Annotated in this window: 16 protein-coding genes and 2 pseudogenes; 7 read left to right on the plus strand and 11 right to left on the minus strand. The window is 43.9% G+C overall.

Annotated elements, in window-relative coordinates; genetic code table 11:
• Window positions 1-45 precede the first annotated feature (45 nt).
• The gene (locus ACS5PU_RS16700) at window positions 46-486 is read right to left on the minus strand and encodes an Hsp20/alpha crystallin family protein (protein WP_439460294.1); all 441 of its coding nucleotides are present in this window, start codon (window positions 484-486) and stop codon (window positions 46-48) included.
• A 627-nt stretch (window positions 487-1,113) separates the two neighbouring features.
• Window positions 1,114-2,100 (minus strand): annotated as a pseudogene (locus ACS5PU_RS16705) (2-hydroxyacid dehydrogenase).
• A 254-nt stretch (window positions 2,101-2,354) separates the two neighbouring features.
• Between ACS5PU_RS16705 and ACS5PU_RS16710 the strand changes: the two are divergent.
• The 4 genes from ACS5PU_RS16710 to ACS5PU_RS16725 all read left to right on the plus strand — a co-directional run bounded on the left by ACS5PU_RS16710 (window position 2,355) and on the right by ACS5PU_RS16725 (window position 6,404).
• Entirely contained in the window at window positions 2,355-3,719 is a 1,365-nt protein-coding gene (locus ACS5PU_RS16710) for a hypothetical protein (RefSeq protein ID WP_439460295.1), read from the plus strand.
• Between the two features lie 297 nt (window positions 3,720-4,016).
• Window positions 4,017-4,283, plus strand: a complete 267-nt coding sequence (locus ACS5PU_RS16715) for a DUF3253 domain-containing protein (RefSeq protein WP_439460296.1) — start codon at window positions 4,017-4,019, stop codon at window positions 4,281-4,283.
• A gap of 218 nt (window positions 4,284-4,501) precedes the next feature.
• On the plus strand, window positions 4,502-6,043 hold the full coding sequence (locus ACS5PU_RS16720) for a PAS domain-containing sensor histidine kinase (RefSeq protein ID WP_439460297.1): 1,542 nt from the start codon (window positions 4,502-4,504) through the stop codon (window positions 6,041-6,043).
• Window positions 6,036-6,404 (plus strand): response regulator, encoded by a 369-nt coding sequence (locus tag ACS5PU_RS16725; protein ID WP_439460298.1) that lies wholly within the window; start codon window positions 6,036-6,038, stop codon window positions 6,402-6,404. Before ACS5PU_RS16720 ends, ACS5PU_RS16725 begins: the two co-directional genes overlap by 8 nt.
• A 235-nt stretch (window positions 6,405-6,639) precedes the next feature.
• Here ACS5PU_RS16725 and ACS5PU_RS16730 read toward each other — a convergent pair whose 3' ends face one another.
• The 3 genes from ACS5PU_RS16730 to ACS5PU_RS16740 form a co-directional block, all read right to left on the minus strand.
• Window positions 6,640-8,148 carry a sensor histidine kinase gene (locus ACS5PU_RS16730; protein ID WP_439460299.1) on the minus strand — a complete coding sequence of 503 codons (1,509 nt, stop codon included), beginning with the start codon at window positions 8,146-8,148 and terminating at the stop codon, window positions 6,640-6,642.
• Window positions 8,149-8,206: 58 nt separating this feature from the next.
• Complete coding sequence (locus ACS5PU_RS16735; protein WP_439460300.1) at window positions 8,207-8,686, minus strand: Hsp20/alpha crystallin family protein; 480 nt, start codon at window positions 8,684-8,686, stop codon at window positions 8,207-8,209.
• Between the two features lie 459 nt (window positions 8,687-9,145).
• Window positions 9,146-9,742, minus strand: coding sequence for a GIN domain-containing protein (locus ACS5PU_RS16740; protein ID WP_439460301.1), 597 nt, complete (start codon window positions 9,740-9,742; stop codon window positions 9,146-9,148).
• 371 nt (window positions 9,743-10,113) lie between these two features.
• Here ACS5PU_RS16740 and ACS5PU_RS16745 point away from each other — a divergent pair, with 371 nt between their 5' ends.
• Window positions 10,114-10,545, plus strand: a complete 432-nt coding sequence (locus ACS5PU_RS16745) for a hypothetical protein (RefSeq protein WP_439460302.1) — start codon at window positions 10,114-10,116, stop codon at window positions 10,543-10,545.
• 172 nt (window positions 10,546-10,717) lie between these two features.
• Here the strand turns inward: ACS5PU_RS16745 and ACS5PU_RS16750 are convergent, their stop codons facing one another.
• The 4 genes from ACS5PU_RS16750 to ACS5PU_RS16765 form a co-directional block, all read right to left on the minus strand.
• On the minus strand, window positions 10,718-11,605 hold the full coding sequence (locus ACS5PU_RS16750) for a YwqG family protein (RefSeq protein ID WP_439460303.1): 888 nt from the start codon (window positions 11,603-11,605) through the stop codon (window positions 10,718-10,720).
• A 252-nt stretch (window positions 11,606-11,857) separates the two neighbouring features.
• Complete coding sequence (locus ACS5PU_RS16755) at window positions 11,858-12,028, minus strand: hypothetical protein (RefSeq protein WP_439460304.1); 171 nt, start codon at window positions 12,026-12,028, stop codon at window positions 11,858-11,860.
• Between the two features lie 374 nt (window positions 12,029-12,402).
• On the minus strand, window positions 12,403-13,263 hold the full coding sequence (locus tag ACS5PU_RS16760) for an NAD-dependent epimerase/dehydratase family protein (RefSeq protein WP_439460305.1): 861 nt from the start codon (window positions 13,261-13,263) through the stop codon (window positions 12,403-12,405).
• An 84-nt stretch (window positions 13,264-13,347) separates the two neighbouring features.
• On the minus strand, window positions 13,348-14,211 hold the full coding sequence (locus ACS5PU_RS16765) for a helix-turn-helix domain-containing protein (RefSeq protein ID WP_439460306.1): 864 nt from the start codon (window positions 14,209-14,211) through the stop codon (window positions 13,348-13,350).
• Between the two features lie 194 nt (window positions 14,212-14,405).
• Between ACS5PU_RS16765 and ACS5PU_RS16770 the strand changes: the two genes are divergently transcribed.
• Window positions 14,406-14,579: an SDR family NAD(P)-dependent oxidoreductase gene (locus ACS5PU_RS16770; RefSeq protein ID WP_439460307.1), complete on the plus strand. Its 174-nt coding sequence runs from the start codon at window positions 14,406-14,408 to the stop codon at window positions 14,577-14,579.
• A gap of 291 nt (window positions 14,580-14,870) precedes the next feature.
• Window positions 14,871-16,319, plus strand: coding sequence for a S41 family peptidase (locus ACS5PU_RS16775; RefSeq protein ID WP_439460308.1), 1,449 nt, complete (start codon window positions 14,871-14,873; stop codon window positions 16,317-16,319).
• 301 nt (window positions 16,320-16,620) lie between these two features.
• On the opposite strand, the pseudogene ACS5PU_RS16780 reads toward ACS5PU_RS16775, so the two are convergent.
• Both ACS5PU_RS16780 and ACS5PU_RS16785 read right to left on the minus strand, forming a co-directional pair.
• Window positions 16,621-16,842, minus strand: a pseudogene (locus tag ACS5PU_RS16780) (DUF3471 domain-containing protein); the annotation flags it as partial.
• Window positions 16,843-17,199: 357 nt separating this feature from the next.
• Entirely contained in the window at window positions 17,200-19,236 is a 2,037-nt protein-coding gene (locus ACS5PU_RS16785) for an ATP-binding protein (RefSeq protein ID WP_439460309.1), read from the minus strand.
• Between the last annotated feature and the right edge of the window lie 206 nt (window positions 19,237-19,442).

The raw sequence follows: 19,442 nt of genomic DNA on the forward strand, positions 1-19,442 counted from the left end.
GAAAGGCTATCCATAAAAAAGTGCCGCGTTGAGCGGCACCTGGCATTATTGTATTTCAATCTCTCTGGAGACCGCCTTGGCCTCTTCCTTTTTGGGGATCTGGAGGCTGAGTACACCGGCTGAATAACTAGCCTGTATTTGGTCTGCATCTGCAGTTTCGGGCAGGCTGAATGACCGGGTGAATGATGAATAGCTATATTCCCTGCGGTTATAGCTTTTTCCCTCCATATTGTTTTCCTTCTTCTGATCGCTGGAGATCTTCAGCATGTCCCTTTCCAGGGATACCTTAAAATCTTCCTTTTTCAGCCCCGGAGCGGCCAGCTCGATATGGTAGGCAGTGCCGGATTCCCAGATGTTGGCTGCTGGAATATTGGTGGTGCGGCGCTCGCTGAAAAAGGTGTCGCCTAATACCGAATCGAAAATGTCGTTAAAGCCTGGCAATAATGCACTGTTCTTTTTTTCCGGATTGAATTTAACCAATGTCATAGTTTTTTCTCCTTTTAATGGTTTAATAATAAATGGACTACAAATCAATTAATTTTCTCATAGACCCCTAGCTTTTAGGGGCACGCGTTAAGGATATCAACTGCTGTGCCAATGGGCTTTCTGAAGAGATCTAGGGGTGAATGCTGAAAAATTTTCATTTTTTCTGAAATTTTTTCAGTTTGCTGCTGAAATTTTTTCAGTGGCGAGAGCTTAAAAATGGATTTATGCTGCTAACAGTATGTTCGGGCTGGAGTTTTCTTAATAGCTTATCTGATCCTGCAGATGAGATCAATGCCGATAAATCCCAGCAGATGGTCATTTTCGGTGAGTGCAGGGCCTGGCTTTTTTTTGCCATGCATATAGAATTTGCTAGGTGTTAGCCAATTTACAGGGGAAATATAGGTCTTCCCGTTTCATGTCCGGATATCGCCAGAGGGATCGGCAGGCTGCTTTTACTTTATTAATCTCTCGATGAGATCTCCCATAGTATTGAGGGTAAGGTGACTGCTAGCGAAAACGTCGCCTTGCAATTTGGATAAATGGCCAGCCTCTGTTTTGACCAAGATTACCATGAACTAAAAAAAAGAGACTGTCTAAGGTATGAGAAAATAGATTCGTCATCCTGCTTTAGCCCTCAACTTCATTTTTAAGCACTTTCCCTGAAGCGTATGCATCGGCATTTAAAAATGTGGTCTCAGCAATCTGCCGCATCGCATCTCTGGTAAAAAAGCCCTGGTGGGAGGTGATGAGTACGTTGGGGAATGATATTAGACGGGCAATGAGGTCATCCTGAATAACATCATCGGATAGGTTGCGAAAGAAAAGTCCCGATTCCTGTTCATATACATCTAATCCTAGGGAAGCTAATTGCCCGGATTTAAGCGAGGCGATAACGGCTGGGGTATGGATCAGTGCACCCCTGCTGGTATTGATCAGCATTGCCCCTTTTTTAAAATACTTCAGGGTCTGCTAGTTTATCATATGAAAGGACTGCTGTGTTAAGGGAGAATGTAATGTCACGATATCCGTATCTTCTAATACTTCCTCCAGGCTGGCATAGTGAAGACCCTCATGCGCTAGTTGTGGGTCGGGATAAGGGTCATAGGCTGATATATGGCAGCCAAAGCCTTTCAGGATCCCGTACATAGCTTTGCCTATATTACCTGTTCCGATTAGCGCAACTTTTGAGCCGTGAAGATTAAAGCCCATCAAGCCATCCAGAGAGAAATTACCTTCCTTGATCCTGTTATAAGCTTTATGGGTTTTACGGTTTAAGGTCATGATCATCGCAATGGCATGTTCGGCGACGGCCTCGGGCGAGTAGGAAGGAACCCGGAGAATGCGGATGCCAAGTTCTTCCGCCGCCTCAAGGTCAACGTTATTGAATCCCGCGCAGCGTAAAAGGACTAATTTTACCGTATTTTTTTCAAGCGCAGAAAGGATCTGCCTGTCGGCCTGGTCATTTACAAAAAGGCATACGGCATCACAGTTTTTGGTGAGGCTAAGGTTATCAGAGTCCAATGCCTGTTTAAAGAAGATCAGCTCGTGGCCGGTATTGTATCTCTCCAGGAACTGCTGGTCATAGGAGCAGGTGCTGAAAACTGCAATTTTCATTATGGTTGGATTTTGTTGTAAGGTAGGGATAAATAACCGCTTGATGGAAAAATCTTAACCTGCCGCGATTGGAAGGGAATAAAAAAGGTTTAAGGTATCCTGTTTTCCAGTAAAAGTCCGTGTTTGCTTAGATTTTTTTATATTTTAGGATTTCAATATCTAAGAGTTCTAAGGTAACGCTCATCTCATCTGACATAAATTATCCTAGAGCACTCTTCATTTTGCCGTTATACCAATTTTAACAATTTATAGCTATGTCCACAAATCTAAAACCTACGCCCACAGATTATGAACGCCTGATGTTATCCGGCAATGATTTTTTTCCCTTCCCGCCGCCTTCACCGAAGGCAAGCTGGGAATCCAAAGCAAGAACAGTTGTTATTGCGCTTGCAGCCAAGGCTCCTTATATTGGGGGCGCTATTAGTTATGTAATAAAAAGTTTCTGGCAGGAAGCCAAAGCTGATATCTGGGCCCAGGTCAGTGAAAATGTTGAGAGGATGGTAGACCTGGCTATCCTGGAGTTTGAAATTACCCGTGATGGGAGTGAGCTTATGGCGATCAAAAGCGACATGGTGTCTTATGTCGTGGCGAAAAACAAATTAGAGCAGGCTATGCAGCTCAATACGCTGATCAGCAAGTGCAATGAGATGTATTTTAAGCTAATTAAATCCAAAAACAAACACAAGCTGATCCCATTTACAGTTGCCTTCTCGTTGGTGCATCTGACTATTCTTAAAGAAAGGGTTGATTCCGGAGAAGCGCTTTATGGCGAGTTTGATGATGCCTGGGAGATTGACCTGCAGCGGCAGATAGAAAACTACCAGTCATTTTTTACCGAGCAGATTCCAGAGCTCATCAAATGGCGTGAATCGCAGATTATTTACAATAGCGTTACCACGGGTAAGTTTATAAAAGACACAGATATCGCGCTGGAAGATATTTTTGCCAAAAGATCATTTAAAGAGAATCGCCGCTTTGTTGATGGCAAGGATTATAAAAAAGCAGAACTGCTCAAAATCAAGGAAGGCTGGATGTCTTTCTGGAAGGCGGATTTTGCGCAGTCTTACGCTTCCTTTTTCTACGTCAACCGCCTGATGAGGGGTTTTGAGTCCGCACCGCCGGTAATCGATCCTGCTTTCAATAAAATTACCATAGGCCCCTTCTCTCCGGGCAATGACAATGAATTACGCCCGATGAAACCTGCAAACGAGAATCAGATGGGCGGAAAGATCAGTGAAATCGTTTATAATTTCGGGGACAGCATGGATAGTTTTCAGGTGAATTTTGATAACCATAAAGGGGAGAGGGTAAGTAAAATCGGGGGCAATAAAACCAAAGCCGTTAAAGTTGATCCCGATAAAGAATTTGTTGCACTGCGGTTTTACCATTCGCAGCCAGGTTATGGCCTTGCCGAGTTAAAATCTATTAACTTCGTTTATAGTGATGGCACAGAGAGCGAGATGGCTATGCCAAATGAACAAAGGGCATGGAAGTACATGGAAATTAAGATTCCTGCAAATTATGAGGTTACCAATTTGCGCTCAGCCAGGGATGCCAGCGAAAAGTTTGCCTACTGGTTCTGGCTGGAGCTCACTTTTAAACCGCATTATATTTCATAAACGGTAATGTTGAGTTGTTTTTTATAATGATGGCCTGATGGCCGGATAGTGATAAGAAGGTGATCAGCGCATGGTCACCTTCCGTTTTTTCTTATAATCTAATTAATTAGCTACAAGGTTCCCAAAGATCTCGATTTGGGTATTGCGCTTAAAATATGCGGATATTTATTTTGGGGTCCGCTTTCATCCCGGAGTAGCTGGCCTGGTACCCACTAAAATAGGCTTCGCTCAGATTCGTTTTAAGTTTAAAATATTACCCAGATAAAAGCAATTGGGCGCTTTCATTGTTATAGCCTTGTGGAACAAGGTTCAGCTATTGCAGAAAAAATTATATTGCTCGCCATGGAGCGCGGAGCGAGTAAGAGTATATGTCCCTCGGAAATCGCGCGATTCCTCTTTCCAGACGACTGGCGCGCCCATATGGGCGAGGTGGTGGCTTCTGCTATCGAACTTGAGAGGCAGGGTAAGATAATGATTACGCAAAAAGGTGTTCCTGTTGATCCCGTGCAGATACGTGGGCCGATCCGTTTAAAGTTCATCTCCATCGTTGCCCGGCCTGAATAGCTGAACGGGGTTTACAGGCAATATTATCTTAACCTTTACTCTGCAGGTCCGAGCCTGGATAATTTGGTCAATCCTTTGGACATGAAAAAAAACTTTAAGAAATGGGATTTCCGGTAAGTTTGGGCAGGTAGTAAAAGGGAAATAATATTACAGTTTGGGAAAACAATATTATAACAGGCCGGTTTTTAAATGGATATTTTCAACCACAATTTAAGTTTATGTCAAATTCAACGGAATTACCGCTATTTGGAAATGATGCTGCAAATATAAAACTGCTGAAAGCGGCTCTTGATTCGTCGATTTCCGGCGTAATTATTACCGATAACTGCCAGTATGATAACCCGATTATTTATTGTAATAAAGCCTTTGAAAAGTTAAGCGGATATGAACGCGGCGAGGTTATCGGGCGCAACTGCAGGTTTTTACAAGGCAATGAGCGTAAGCAGCCTGCCAGGGAGGCCATCAGGAAGGCAGTAGGGCTCGGCGATCCGGTAACGGTAGAAATTAGGAATTATAGGAAAGATGGTACATTGTTCTGGAACGAACTTTATATCTCACCGATCAAAAATCCAGAGGGGCAGGTGACACATTTTATAGGTGTCCAGAATGATGTGACAAGAAGAAAAAATGCGGAAGAGAACCTATTGCATGAACGCAATATGGTTGAAAAAAAAGTCCAGGAGAGAACTAGGGAGCTTAAGGAGAACCAGGAGTATCTGGATAGTATCATCCAGACGATAAGGCAGGGGCTGCTGGTGCTGGATCCCGATTACCGGGTAATCTCTGCCAACGACTTCTTTTTTAAGACTTTTAAAGTTGAAAAAAGGGATACTATTGGCCGTTCACTCTACGAGCTGGGAAATGGACAGTGGAATATCGAGCAGCTTAAAACACTTTTAGAGCGGATTTTACCTACCAATAATCCTGTATTGGATTTCGAGGTGGATCATGAGTTTCCCCATATCGGGAGAAAGCTGATGCTGCTTAACGCCCACCGCATCGAGCTTGAGGGGGACTTTAAGGACCGGATTCTGATTGCAATCGAGGATATTACCGAGATACGTGCCGCAGAGATTAGAAAGGATGATTTTTTAGCTGTATCGAGTCATGAGTTACGCACGCCGCTAACAACGATTAAAGGCTATAATCAATCGGTGCTTAGGATGTTACCGCCCGATATAGATCCGAAAATACTTACAATGGTTAAAAAATCGGCCGGACAGGTTGACCGGCTACACAAGATCGTGACGAGTCTTTTAGAAATGTCCCGCATCCAAACCGGAAAACTTACCCTTATTCGCGAGGAGGTCGATCTAAGCGTGCTGATCGCTGATGTTGTGGAAGATTTCCGGGAAAGCAATCCAGGCCATCACCTGAGCATAGAGGGAGCGGTTTCCAGGCCGGTGATGATAGATGAATCGCAGATTTCACAGGTATTATATAATTTGGTTTCCAATGCTATTAAATATGCACCCGGTTCTGCAAAAATAACCCTGGCGCTGTCAGAAGTTAGCAATTATGCAAAAATTTCGGTACGTGATTACGGCCTGGGGATAAGTATCGAAGATCAGAAAAGTATCTTTGACCGCTTTTTTAGGGTGTCTTCGGTACAAAAACATTTTCCGGGTATGGGAATCGGTTTATATATTTCCGCCCAGATCGTAAGGCAGCATGGTGGTACACTTTGGGTTGACAGTGAGCCTAGTAAGGGCGCTACATTCAGCTTTACACTTCCATTAAAGGAGAAGGCAGATGGTTAAAAAGTTGTTGATATGCGATGATGATCAGGATATCGTTGAGATGCTCGAGCTTATCCTGGAAGGGAATGGTTTTGAAATTATTACAGAAACGGACAGTAAAAAGGTTTATGGGCTGATCCTTGACTTGGTTCCGGATGCATTGTTAATGGACTTATGGATGCCGGTGATCAATGGCGATGAGATATTGAGGCGATTGCGTGAAAACATAAGTACTTCTAAACTGCCGGTTATCATCATGTCCGCGGCCCAGGACGGTGAGTCGATCGCTCAGGATGCCGGGGCGGATGAGTTCATATCGAAACCTTTTGATGTGGATGAACTTATTGCAATGGTCCACCAAATGCTCAGAAGAAGTAGCTGAGGCTGTTTCCAGTCCCGGTTTTACTGGGTCTTCTACTTATGATATGATGGCTTGGTACGTGCTCCGGGCGCTGTTAGCCATCTTCAAAAACGTCCTATCCCAAGGCATTGCGACGGGGAATAAGTAGCTGCTTGCCACAACACGTAAAGCTTAAAAGGCCCGGAATGCCGCTTTCTGTTATTCTACAGCCTCAGTTCCTCTTATTAAAAAGCTTTAAGTGGATTGATACCCTTTTTTACTGGTCCGATGAAAGCCATCCGCGCGCTTCATCCGCGTCTGAAAAGAAGGCAATCCGTGCCTTTTTGCTGTTATTATCCGTACTTTTTACCGCTGAAAGCTGGCTAAAGGCACTGGGGGAAAATACCCATGCAAACTGCCTAAGGCCGGCAAGTTCCATCTGCGGCAACCAGGTTTCCGCTGCCCAGTCCGAGGCTTCCGACCAGGTGCCGAGCACCTTTCTATTATCGTTGAATACTTTGCTGCAGTGGTTGCTGCCCAGGTATTCAATCATCAGTTTGCCCCCATGTTTCACCGAGTGCATATCCTGATGGCCTACCCAGTCAACGGACATGATATCGCTTCCTTCCGGGCAGGAGATCTCGATGAAGGCATCCCGGTAATAATTCGAGCTGCGCTGTAATGGTACCGCCGGCCGGTAGGGTTTTAAGGGCAGTTTGAAGAAAAAGGTGGAACCCTGCCTAGGTTCACTTTCTATCCAGAAGCTACCGCCGTGGCGTTTGATGATATCTGCAGAGATGAACAGGCCCATGCCTAGGCCGTCAAACCTGGTAGCAGCGTTATCTGCCCTGTAATAGCGGTCAAAAAGACGGTGGAGGTGCTCCCGCGCGATGCCTATCCCGAAATCCCTTACCGAGACAATGATGTTTTCCTGCTGGGTTTCCATCGATACGATGATCAGCTCCGCCCCCGGAGAGTATTTGATGGCATTGGAGATAAAGTTCTGCAGGACCTGCTCAATGCGGAACTGGTCGCCATGATATAGGGTTTTTAGCTCTCCTCTGAGTTCAATGCAGTGAGAGGGGCTGATCTGTTGCATTCCGGCAACGGTTTCGCGTGCCATGGCTGCAAAATCAAAGTTTTCCCTGTTGAGTTCCATTTTTCCGGCATTGATCTTACTTACGTCCATTAGATCAGCGATAAGCTTTTCTAGCCTGATGAGCTGTGATGCCGAGCGCTCAAGCAGTGAAAGCGGAAGGGGATCACCCGTCATGCGCATGAGCAGTTGGTTATACCCCTTAATGGTGGTCATCGGGGTTTTGAGCTCATGGCTGGCAACAGAGATAAATTCGTCCTTTATAGATTCGTTTTTTTTCTGCAGGTCGATGTTGGTGTTAATGCCCATCCAGAAATCATCCCGCCCTTCGTTGCGGATCCTAATGGCTTTAGCCAGGTGCCAGTGATAGCTGCCATCCGAGAAGAGCAGCCTGAATTCTGTGCTGTAATCACTTCCGGTCTCGAGCGCCCGCTGCCAGCTTGCGATACTGGCCCCGAGGTCATCGGGATGCACGAAGGCTGTCCAGCGAGACCTGATAATATCCTCACTGTCCAGGCCAAAATCATGGCAGATCATCCGGTTCACTGCTATGATATTTCCCGAGTTATCCGCTACCCATGCCTGTTGCGGTATGGAATCGATGGAGATCTTTAGACCATTGTTTTTGGTGCCGTTGTTTTTGTTAAGGTTATTGCCGTCCGGTTGTAATGAAGAGATCGCTGCTGCCATGGGGCAAAGTTACGGATTGTAGGCCGTTTAGCACTGTTGGTCTTCACTCTTTTGGAGATTAAAGCGGGGATGGTTTACCGGGGATATTATCTTGGTCGCTACGCCCGGAGCGGTGGGGGGGAAGATGGCCAGTATGTGGTTGTTTGGGAATTTCAATGCATAACACCCCGTCGGTGTACCTGGCTTGAATGTGCTCGGTATTAGCACTATCAGGTAGCGTGAAAGCCCGCAGGAATGAGCTGTAATTGTACTCGCGTTTGGCATAAGTGCGTTCAGCCTGGTTGTTTCGGCTATCTTGTTCCACTGATACCGAGAGTATATCTCCTTCCAGCTTAAGCTTGAAATCCCCCTTGTTTAATCCCGGAGCAGCAAGTTCAATGTGAAAGTGATCGGTAGTTTCGCTGATATTTGCCGCAGGGACGCGCGTTAGCATGCGGTCTGAAAAAAAGGTGTCATTTAAGATAGAATCAAAAACATTGTTAAAGCTTGGCACAGCATTTTTCTTCTTGTTCTCTGAATTAAATTTAACCAGTGTCATAGGTCTTGTCTCCTTAAAATAAATTATTGATTAAAACTTATAATTAATTAAACTTTTGAACGCATAGGTTCCCGGTCGGTATTTCAAGGAAAATGCCAATGCCGAAAAAAAACAAATCCACTGAAAAAAAATTATAAAAAATGAAAAAAAATCAGTTCTTAAATGTCAAAAATTCATATTAAAAGACCCGATCATCATCCTTAAGCTTGACAGTTGAGTCTTTTATAGCCTACTTGCCTTAAAATTTTAGGCCTTAGATTTCGAGCAAGGAAGCGCTATTGATGACGTTAAAAAGTGCAAGAGCGGACAGCAAAATGGAATTTACAGGGCGATAAGAACAGCAAATTACACTCGCCGCCAATGAATTGGAATTTGAAATATCAGAGATAAAAAAAGCCGGATGTTTCTTCCGGCTATGCTTTAGGTGAGATCGTTTATCCATCATCAAAATTTATCCGCCTATTTAGCCAACGCTGCAGTTCTTATGGCAGCTGCTGGAGTGGTCATTTCTGTTTTTCCTGCCGCAAAACGATCTAAGTTTAATTTAGGGGTACTTCCCATTACCAGGTTGTGGTTTTGAGTAGTTCCGCTTAATTTTAAATCTGCGCGGTCTGAAATCACCGTGTACAGGTTTTCAGTTTTAGAGTCGATTTTAGCTGCCGCATTTCCGCTTAAGAACACCTGAAGGTTAGTTACATTTAATTTGCCGTCTGTTTTTACAACCGCATCATCTGATGCCATTACGCGGTAAATGCTTTTTACATAAACAGTGACTTTAGCCACTTCGTTATCTGCTGAAGTAATTTTTAAAGCCGTTCCATCCTGGATCACTTTTACTTTTCCGCTGTTATCATCGGCATAGCTGATACCTTCAGTTCCGCTTTGGATTAAGGTAACTTCTACATTTCCGCTTACTACTACTTTATCTAAGTTTTTAGGAGCAGAGATTTTAACAGGTTGTTTTTCGGTAGCCATAACGTTTGTAGAAAAGATTGAAGCGCTTAAAACAACAGCTGCCATTAAAGATTTTGATAGGGTTGAGAATAAAGTTTTCATAATATTTTCGTTTTATAGTTTTATAATAATTTGTGAATGTTTTAATAATAAGACGTGAGGAGATAAGAAACGTTTCAGCGGTTTTAGCCGTATTATACCAACAGCTATAAGTTCTCGACGAACGCCCGTTTACACCGGGCGAAAAATTGCTCACCTGACAAAAAATATAACCGTTTTCCTTTGGTTCAAGCAGAAATCATCTTTCTTTAAATGGCAAGCAGGTAAATGAAATAGATCGTTCTAGGTTTGAAAGAGGTGATAATCGCATATCGTTATTCACCGGAAACGGATTAATTCGCCTTAGCCTGTATTATTACTACACAAGGAAAACAACCGCATAACTGGGAAAAACGAGCAGCACGGATTAACAGATGGGAACTGAATTTAGAAGAATTGATAAAAGATTTTGTTTTGTTGCAATGCTTTTCTGCACGGTGTTAACTGCCTGTTCGGTTCAGAAGAGTCAACAAAAACAAGATTGGCTGAAGAGTTATAAAAAACAGGTAGTTATCTCCTGCATGAAACCCGCTAATACTGCTACATTACAGAGTGATATTTCCGAATCAATGAATATGGAAGTGATGGGAGATACGTTTTACATTAGAGAGGCGGATAATTTAGGAAAAGAATACAGCAATCAGATTCAGCCCGCTGAAATATTGGACTATTCGGGAAAGAAAGCTTTGATAAACGGCTGTTTGGAGTATAATAACAGCAAAGCCCTTGATGACCTTGCGCGTTCGGCTTACCGTAGCTATTTAACAGGTAGAAAACAGATCAGTAAAAAAGTTAATGACCCGTAAAATGCTCAGGAATGGAATGTAATAGAAAAGGCTACCGAAAAACCGGTAGCCTTTTTTAGCATAACCAAATATAATTAATAAATATACACTGCTTAACCAATCTAATGAGAGATTGTTTTGATTTAAATACATTTAATTTACTAAGGGCGAGGATCAACTTCAATGGAATATATCAATGACAATCCCAATGGTAAAAGACCCTTGAAAAATCCTTATTGGCTAAATCAACAGGATCAATAAAGAAATTCGCAACTCCGAGGTCTCCCCATATAATATGATCATCTGAATCCATTTGGAACAGCAATATATAATTGCTTTGCGGAACTTTAGCATCCCTGGGATCCCATTGGGTGAAGTAAGCATAACCACCCAGCTTATGACCGGTGGGAGAGAAGTTCTCATAAACAGCATCCTCAATTTGCTTTTTGATTTTGGGATTCGCAGCCAAAATGCCATTGAGATTAAAGTCTTCCTCACTTAGGCCGTTCACATCCCCCAGTCCATCATATTCGGTTTTAAGTTCAAAACTTAAAGCGTGAGGTTCATCCACCGGCGAAAGCCCAGACCCTAATACCTCATCCAAAAAACTTAAATCTTCATTCGCAGAGGCGAGATCAGATTCCTCAAAGAACAACACCTTAATGTCGCTGGGTACTTTTTCTTCAAAACTTATCCCATACATATCATCAGCAGCAATATAAAACTGCAGATAACCAGATTTAGGAAAATTTTCTAAAGGAGGAAACTCACTGAAATTAATCTGCGCCAGGGGATACATGAAGTTCCCGTTTTTATCTCTTGGATAATCAAAGCCTTTGGGCAGGCAAGGATAAGACCCAAAACTACTGTTTCTAAAATGGATATCTTCAGCGGGAATAGCCTTAATCTTTACCGTCAGGAGCGCCGAAGACCTCACTTTATCAAAATGTTCCGCAAAAGCAATAGGTAATATTAAATCCGGAGCAACTTGTATGGGCTCCAGCATAGTATAACTGACCACGGGATCAACATCAGGCTCACTTGAGCCACCACCAAAAAGACGGCTAAAAAACGATTTCATTAGCTATATATAATTGTTGAATTTCGGCTTAAGTTATTAAAAAAATATAATAGCTTCACCGCCATTATTCGCTTAGCGTAACTGCATCATAAATTATCCCTCGCGGTTTGTCTTTAAGATATGATGATCGTCAGAACATCCTGGAATAGCTTAGGTTAACGTGGTTTAATTGGTCGTATCCCATCTAGCCAGACAGGTAAGATCCTAAAGGTGTATTTAGGATCACAGGTAAGCCGTTAATCTTTTAATAGATTAATAGGTCTGATAAACCAGATTGAATTCCCCTTCAGAAATATCTGCAATGGCTTTGCTTCTGTTTTCCAGCGCCTTGAAAGAAAACTTCCCCATCACTGCTTTAGTTGTCTTGTCCAAGGCTATTATTTGTAAGGTCCCGGTATATACCCCCTGTACAGTGAAATTCATGTCTTTACCTAGTATAAATGTTCCATAAAATTTATTTTTCCATGTTATCTGAAAGCAATATCCTCTATTGGTTGCACGCAAAGGAATAGGCTTATACTTATAGGGACTTTTCGGAGATAAAATTGAAGTTGGTGGGATATTTATCTTTTCAGGAAGTTTGGGTGAGTCACTGCAGAAATAAGAGCAGTTTGTCGGGTAGGTTTATGATGAAAATGTTTTTTCATTGGGGATTAGCACTGGCGAGCTTAGGCTTAAAAGCAGAAATATTACTTTATGAGCAAAAAAAACTTTCATCGGCAAAGATCTTGCCGATGAAAGTTTAAATCAAAGCTGATTTAGAAGGAAGCTGAACTGGTAAACTTTCTTCACCGGGGTTAAAGGATGTCAAGTTGCTGTGCAAGGTAGAAGCTTGGCACCAAAGGACGGAAACCGGTTAATTCACGGAGTTTTGCAATATCCTGGATACCCTCGAACGGGTCATTTAACGGCCCTTCTTCAACTTCAAAAGTATCCTTGGCCTTCCCAAGTGAATCTGCGAGCTCATACATTGTAATAGGCGCATCATCACCAACATTGAATACCTGACCACTGAGTCCCGGCGTTTTCAACATCAAAAGTAATGCTTGGGCAACATCTAGGTGATGGACCATGTGCATCCGTGAACCCGAATGCTTATTGAATCTTTTCAGTACTGGAATGATTTCTTCAATGTGTGTGTCTCTGTCTCCGTAAACAAAGCCCAGGCGGAGTATCCTTACGTCGAAATTTTTGTCACTATTCAATGCAAGCAGTTCCTGTTCTGCTGCAATCTTGCTAGCCGAATAAGCCCTGGGATCATTGGTATCTAGCAGCTCATCTTCCTTAGCAGGCCTGCGGTAGCCTGAACCGTAAACATTACTGGTACTCGTAAAAATGAATTTTTTGACTCCTGCAGCAATCGCAGCCTTGGCAAGTGCGGAAGTACCTTCATGGTTGGTTTTGAGAATACCTTCGTTGTCTGTAAAGGTTCGGAACAGCGCCGCAAGGTGAATAACAGCATCGACACCAGCAACCGCTGATGGCAGGCTTTGGGGATCGTAAAGGTCACCCGTGACCACAACAGCGCCTAGTTTTGCCAAATCTGAGGCTTTCGAAGCCTCCCTTACTAGAACGGCGACATCATATCCTTTTGCTAAAAGACGCGGGACAAGTCTGCTGCCCACTTTTCCAGTAGCTCCTGTAACTAAAATTTTCATATGTCTTGATTAAAAATTGTTACACAAAGTTCCTCCATTAAAGAGGAGGATCGCCAATCAAATTCAAACCAAAAACTATGAAATTCAAACCTTACGGAATTTATTCGGACTCGTGCCCGTTACACGCTTAAAATAATTATTGAAATACGCGGGGTATTCGAAACCGAGAGCATAGGCTATTTCGGCAACGCTCCATTCTGAATGCTGTAACATTGCTTTTGCCTCTGCGGTTATGCGGTTTGAAATATGGGCAGATGTAGGTTTACCAGTCGTCATCTTTACTGCCCGGTTCAAATAATTCACGTGAACTGAAAGTGCAGTTGCGTAGTCCTGGGCTGTTCGCATAGCCAGCGCCTCCTGTCTGTTTTCAATGGGGAACTGCTTTTCCAGTAATTCCATAAACATATGGCTAATACGGCTTACCCCATTTTTAAAAGAAGTGCTCTCTCTAGGGGGCTGTATACGTAAAGCCTCATGGATAATTAGCGAGATACAATTGCGTATCAGGGATGACTTATAGGGATATTCACCTTCGTAGACCGCGGCCATTTTAAAAAAGATACCTGTCATAAAAGCAGCCTGATCGGAATCCAAGGGTATCATCGGATTATCGCCAAGCCTAAAAAGCGGTGAATCCTGCAAATCACGGGTAGTTAAGAAAGCATCGGTGAAAACGCAGGCATACCCGGAGATCCGGTTGATACGGCGCACAATCGAGCGGGGTTCTTTGGGATTGACAAAAAAAAGAACTGTTCCCCTTACCTCATGCAAAGCCCCAGCGTAATCTACGCTAATCTCTCCATTTAAAATCCCCATTTTGTAAAAGTCACGTCTTCCATTCCGCTCGGGCAGTTCGTTGGATGGGCCGAGTTTGTGCACTTTAAACCCAGTCAATTGCAGATCATCGATATTTAATCCCGGAATGCCATTCACCTGTTGATCAATCATGATGCAAATTAAAGAAACTTTGTATTTGAAAAGTACAAATGATCCAGTTAAAAATGAACATTGGTAGGAATTAAGGCATTTTGGAGCTGGTTATGTTCAATGATCACTGTACAGTCTGTCTAGTTCCGGTGAGCGTGGCTAAATCGGGGACTATAACAAATAGCGCTTCGATGGTTGGGTAAATGTATTTTCCAATGGGGGCCTGGTTCCATGCCAGCAAACATGCCGTGGGGGGGCTGAGTGATTGCCTGCGACTTGAAATAAAGCAATTTCATATCAATGTGATCGTATTGGGACCAGGTTTTATTGCTACTGAATTCGGTGCAGTATCGCTGGAAGGATTTAATAGGTTGGTTTTGTCATCTTAGAAGGCTGTTTGGTAAATTAAATTTGGAAGAGGTATAAAGAAATGATACATTTAAGACTGCCATTAAAATATTTATACTACTATGAAAACAGGAAAAATGAAAAAAAAACCGTTTATTTTAAAAAATGTTTAGTGGCTTTAGCAGGGAAGAGATGCCTATGATCAGGAGCGGAAATGGAGCTATATCCGAAAACCCACTGTTATCTACGCTGACCGGATGCGTGGAAGATAAACCCGCCCCTGGAACTGTGATTCTTTAAAACATCTTTACACTAATTGCCCGATGCGAATAATGATGCGTGTACACTTGAGGAATTTCCTTCCCGTTATTTTACTAATTTCTTTTTTTTCAGCTAGCGCCCAGGATTGTGGTTGCAGCGATAATTTTAAGTTTGTCATTGAACGGGTTAAAAACAACTATGCCGGTTATAGCGACAAAATTAATGCTTCTAACAAAACCCGCTTCCGTTTTTTTACCGATAGCCTACTCAAGGAATCAGCCACAGCCCGGCCCTACCAGTGCCTGCCCATCCTAAGGCAGTGGCTTTCCTTTTTTCAGGATAAGCACATGAATATCAGCTACAGTGAGGGAAATGCTACAAGGGAGCTGGTAAGGCAATACTATGCAAAAGAGGAGAAAACGCAATGGACAGATTCCTTGTTCAGCAATTATCTAATGCAGAATAAAAACACCATCGACGGTCTGGAAGGCGTCTGGAAGGACAATACCGGAGCCTATCGGATCGGCATAGTCAGGGACGGAAACGACAGAAATGACTTTGTTGGGTTTATCCTTCAGGCGGATGGAGCGCGCTGGATACCCGGGCAGGTAAAGTTAAGGATCACCAAAAATAAAGATGGCTACTCGTTGAAATATTTCAGGGCTGTAGACCATTCCCTAAACCGGCTTTCATTTAGTAAACAGAAGGATACCCTAACCATGGGTGACCGAACGGTGAGCTCAAAATGGTATAAAAGTAACGTTATCGTGCCCGCTAACAAAGAGAGTGCGGTAGCTGGTATTCCGCGTCCGCGGTTCAGCATTCTGGATGAAAAAACGGCTTTGATCCAAATGCCTTCCTATGCTGTTTTAAGTTACGTAAGCGTGATGGATAGTCTGCTGAAGGCGAACGCTGTAGAACTGGATAAACATGAGCATCTGATCATAGATTTAAGGGATAATTATGGTGGTTCTGTATTGATCTATGATAAACTGATTCCCTACATTTACACCGGTCCGATATTAACAGAGGGGGCAAAGGTGCTCGCCACCGAAGAAAATATCCGGGACTATTACAGCCAGATTCCGACAAACGTTTCTGATAGCTTGAAAAATGTGTTTACCAAAAACCTTCAGGACATAAAAGCCCATGTCAACCAGCTTTATACCCTTTATCCGGTAGATACCATCAAGATGCCACAGGTTCACCCGTACCCTAAAAAGGTTTCCCTGATCGTCAACAGGAATACGGCAAGTGCAGCGGAGCTGTTCATCTTGCAGGCCAGACAGAGTTCCAAGGTGAAACTTTATGGCAGTAACTCCTCAGGGGCTATCGATTACCTCGAGGTGGTGAAGGCTAAATTGCCCTGTGGGTTTTACAGCCTGGGATATCCTGCTGCAAGGTCATTGAGACTCCCGGCTTACCCGCTCGATAACATCGGGATCGCACCGGATAAAACAATACCAAAGGGGATTGCCGACTGGGTTGATTATGTAAGAGAATCCAGGGAGGACAGATAGGGATGTGGAGGCAACAAAAGATTGTACTCTTCCATTTCATCTTTTGGCTTGGCTACATGGTCATCATTACATTGACTGAATATGCCGTCAATCCAAAAGATTTTTTTGGCATCGGTGAATTCTTGGTGAGGGACTGTTGTGGAATGTTGTAGGGCTGTGCTACAAGGGGAGGGGTAAGAACCTCTTAGCCGAATACCCACAAATGTGTGCTTTATCCGCTATTTAAACTTAAATCGCTTACGTCTCTTTCACTATCGGAAATCAAATAACCAGGGAACTGTGATTGATTTAATCAACAACCTTAAGGCAGTTGATAATTGTTCTCTAGATCTTTTATTGAAACCGCGTTGACGGTTCCGTCATTATTTTTTGTAAAAAATGCTGACACATCCAAATCCATTAAGAAAATGTTTTCTTCAGTTCGCGGCAGTAAATTAGGTATTCCAGAAAGCCTTATTACCAATGCATTATCTGTCAAAGTAACAGTGACATCAACTCCATCTTCCCTCTTATATTTTCCCTCATACGATTTTAAAACACTATCTCACAATTTCAATATCTGAGGTGCTTCGTTTGGCTTGGTGCTTTTAAATGCCTTGTGTAGATCATGAAAAAATTGGAATATGTCCGATAATCGTATTTAATGAAAAGTCGTTTCAAACCCCTTTAATGGCGCAGATTTTTAATGCAAGATTTAAAGGACTTATGTGGAAGCATGATGATTCTGAAGTATATGTTTACCCCTTGACCCTGGTAGAGATTAGTGACCTTTAAAATATGGAAGGCTCTTTAGTTAAAAGACCAACGCTGCTTTGGCATCTGTTGATGAAGAATTTTAGGACAGGGGTTCAGGCAGAAGCTCTTTAGATAAGCTGCAAGGCTACTGCTTAATGGTGATTTTACCCTGGAACATTTTTTTTTTCTTTGCAGGGTTTCGATCAGTTTCCAGCGGCAGGCTGAAGGTGAAGATGGTACCCTTTTGTGGTTCGCTTAAAAGGCTGATCTTGCCCCGATGATGTTCGATAATTTCCCTGCAGAGATAAAGGCCGATTCCAAAACCCGCTATGGACCCCATCTGCCGGTTTTTTACCCGATAGTAGCGGTCAAAGATAAATTGCTGGTCTTCTTTCGAGATGCCCATGCCCTGGTCAGATACGCTTACCGAAACCTGATCTAGGTCTTTGCCGGCGTTTATCATAATTTTAGAACCCATCGGAGAATATTTTGCCGCATTTCCGACCAGGTTTTGGATGACCTGGGCAATTTTGTTGCGGTCAGCTACCAGGTTGAGTCCAGTTGCCGGGCCGAAATGGATGTGGTGAGTGAGGATAGTGGACTGCAGTTCTTCCTGAAGTTCACCGAAGAGTTCATCCAGGTTGAATGCAGCGGCATCGATGGCCATTTTTCCCGAATCGAGCCGGGAAACATTTAAAAAGCCGTTGATCATTGCGGCCATGCTCCGGATTTGCTTTAGCGCTTTGTCCAGGGTGGACTGTAGTTGCGTATCACCGGAAAGTTTGGCTTTGCGCTGCAATAGCTGGATATATGCGGTAAGGGAAGTTAGCGGGGTTTTCAGCTCATGGCTGACCATGCTGATAAAATCATCCTTGCGCTGCTCATCCTTTTTCTGTTCGGTCACATCGCGAAGCGTCCCGTTCAGGCTGGTGGCGATGCCTAGCACGTCATAAAATACTTTTCCGGTAGCCTGGATGGTGCGTGCAGGCATATCGTTTATTGAACGGATGCGGTACTCGATGCCATAGTTGCCATCTGACCCCTTTTCCAGTGCGCGGGCAATGGCAGCTGCTACGCGCCCGCGGTCATCTTCCTCAATGGCCGAAAGAGCTATGTCTAGATCGAGATTTTCTTCGTTGCCCAGTCCGAACCATGATTTGAGCATGGCGTTACCCGAAAAGAGGTTAGTCTGCGTTTCATAGTAAAAGGTTGCAAGGCCGCCGGCATCGATGGCCATGCTGAGCATCTGCTGGTTTTTTTCATGCTCCTTGCGTGCGCGTACCTGATCGGTGATCTCCTCGAGTATCACCAGAACACCGGTAATCTCACCTATAGAAGAACGTATCGGTTGATAGATCGAATTGACAAAGGCTTCCCGACGTTTGCCCTCGGCATAAAGCATGACCCTAAATTCGCTGTTGACCTGGGGCTTACCGGTAGAGAAAACTGCATCCAGCCAGCCGTTTACCGGCTGTCCTTCCAGCTCGGGACGTGCCAGGCGGTGCGGCTTGTCGATCACCTCGGCTTTTGTGCGGCCCCAGATTTTCAGGATGGCAGAATTCGCGATCGCGATGATATGTTGCGGGCCTTCGAGCATGCAAATGCCTACAGGTGCCTGCTGGATCAGCGTGCGGATATATTCGCGGCTGTCGGCCAGCAGGGTGAGCGAGTTATTGAGCTCCTCATTGGTGGATAGCAGTTCTTCAAGCGTAGCTGCCATTTCCTCGGTCAGCGCCTGTTCCTCTTCTTCCTTTTGTTCCAGCCTTAGCATTTGCGCCCTGCGCTGGGTAACATCTTTGGTGGTGTGGATGATGCACCAGGTTTTTTGGTCCGCATCCTTGAGCGCGCGGTATTCAAAATCAAAATAATAGGTGCCCAGTTCGCCATCAATGACCAGGTCTGCAGGGGTATCAAATACAGAATAGGTTATCCCGGTGCGCCAAACGCGTCGAAGCAGTTCGCCAAAGGGTTGTCCTTCCAGCTCAGGTAGCGCATCTTCCAGCCGCATGCCTACGATAGTTTTTGGTTTGCCCCATATCTTTAGCATCGCATCATTGGCAAAGCGGATATGCAGGTCTTCAGTGATGTAAATTGCGGTGGCATCCTGCGAGGTCTGGAGGGCTTTTAAAAGCAGGTCATCTGTGAAGGCGGGCAAGGCATGGTGTGGCTGGTTGATGTTCATATCAGGGAGTAAAGATAAGGATCGGCGGCTTAAAGCAGGTCAGACTTTTGTGTGTTTTTTGTAGGAATTATAGCACAGTAGGTTGTGGGGATGGAAATTTTATGGATCGCATTTTATCAAACCTTTCTTTTTCTCACCATGTTGTGTTATTGAACGATCTTCAGGGAAACCGGGACGGGCAGTTGTATTTGCCATTCCTTAAGTCC

The sequence above is a fragment of the Pedobacter sp. GSP4 genome (assembly GCF_051857575.1).
GTDB lineage: Bacteria > Bacteroidota > Bacteroidia > Sphingobacteriales > Sphingobacteriaceae > Pedobacter.